Raw genomic sequence first — 1,338 nt, 5'->3', positions numbered from 1 at the left:
ACCCGCACCCGGCAGATCCCCGGCCAACGCACCCAACCCGGCCAGCACACCCTCACGACCATCGGCCAGCACCACCGCCCGATACTCGAACGCCGGGCGGGTCGTGGCCAGTGAGAACGCCGTATCGGTGAGCGCCACCTCACGACGGCCCTCCACATGCGAGGCCAGCCGATCCGCCTGCGTCCGCAACGCCCCTGCCGTACGAGCCGACACCAGCACCGGCAGCACATCCGCACCCGTGGCCGGCGCATCGTCCCGCGCCACCGTTTCGGCTTCGATACGCAGGGTTGCCGGCCCCTGCTCAAGGATCACGTGCGCGTTCGTGCCACTGATCCCGAACGACGACACACCCGCCCGACGCGGACGACCCGTCTTCGGCCACTCCGTCGCCTCGGTCAGCAACTCCACCGCACCCGAGGCCCAGTCCACATGCGACGACGGCTCGTCCACATGCAACGTCCTGGGCAGCACACCGTGCTGGAGAGCCAGCACCATCTTGATCACACCGGCCACGCCCGCCGCCGCCTGGGTGTGACCGAAGTTCGACTTGATCGCACCCAGCAGCAGCGGCCTGTCCTCGTCCCGGTCCTTGCCGTAGGTCGCCAGCAGGGCCTGGGCCTCGATCGGGTCACCCAGCTTGGTACCCGTACCGTGCGCCTCCACCGCGTCCACCTCAGACGCCGACAATCCCGCACCGGCCAACGCCTGACGGATCACCCGCTGCTGAGACGGACCGTTCGGCGCCGTCAACCCGTTCGACGCACCGTCCTGGTTGATCGCCGATCCACGAACGATCGCGAGCACCTCGTGCCCGTTGCGGCGGGCGTCCGACAGTCGCTCCAGCACCAGCATGCCCAGGCCCTCGGACCAGGTGGTGCCGTCCGCGGTGTCGGAGAACGCCTTGCACCGTCCATCGGGGGCCAATCCCCCCTGCGCGCTGAAGCCGATGAACCCGATCGGGGTGGTCATCACCGTGGCACCGCCGGCCAGCGCCAGGCTGCACTCACCCGACCTCAGCGCCTGTGCCGCCATGTGCATCGCCACCAGCGACGACGAACACGCCGTGTCCACGGTCACCGCAGGACCTTCCAGGCCCAGCGTGTACGACAGGCGGCCCGACAGCACGCTGGCCGACATACCGGTGATGGCGTGGCCTTCCACATCTGCCGGGGTGTTCATCATCAGGCTCATGTAGTCCTGACCGTTGGTGCCCACGAACACCCCGGTGGAGCTGCCCTTCAGTGAGAGCGGGTCGATCCCGGCCCGCTCGACCGCCTCCCACACCCCCTCCAGCAACAGACGCTGCTGCGGATCCATCGCGAGCGCCTCACGCGGCGA

General features: G+C 69.1%; 1 protein-coding gene. It reads right to left on the bottom strand.

What is annotated here, in order from left to right; all coding sequences use genetic code 11:
• On the bottom strand, positions 1–1,338 hold a 1,338-nt coding region (locus tag AB0B96_RS40825), incomplete at both ends, for a beta-ketoacyl synthase N-terminal-like domain-containing protein (protein WP_362907685.1).

This window comes from Streptosporangium sp. NPDC049046, from assembly GCF_040649155.1.
GTDB lineage: Bacteria > Actinomycetota > Actinomycetes > Streptosporangiales > Streptosporangiaceae > Streptosporangium.
This window is presented reverse-complemented; position numbering and strand designations above follow the sequence as displayed.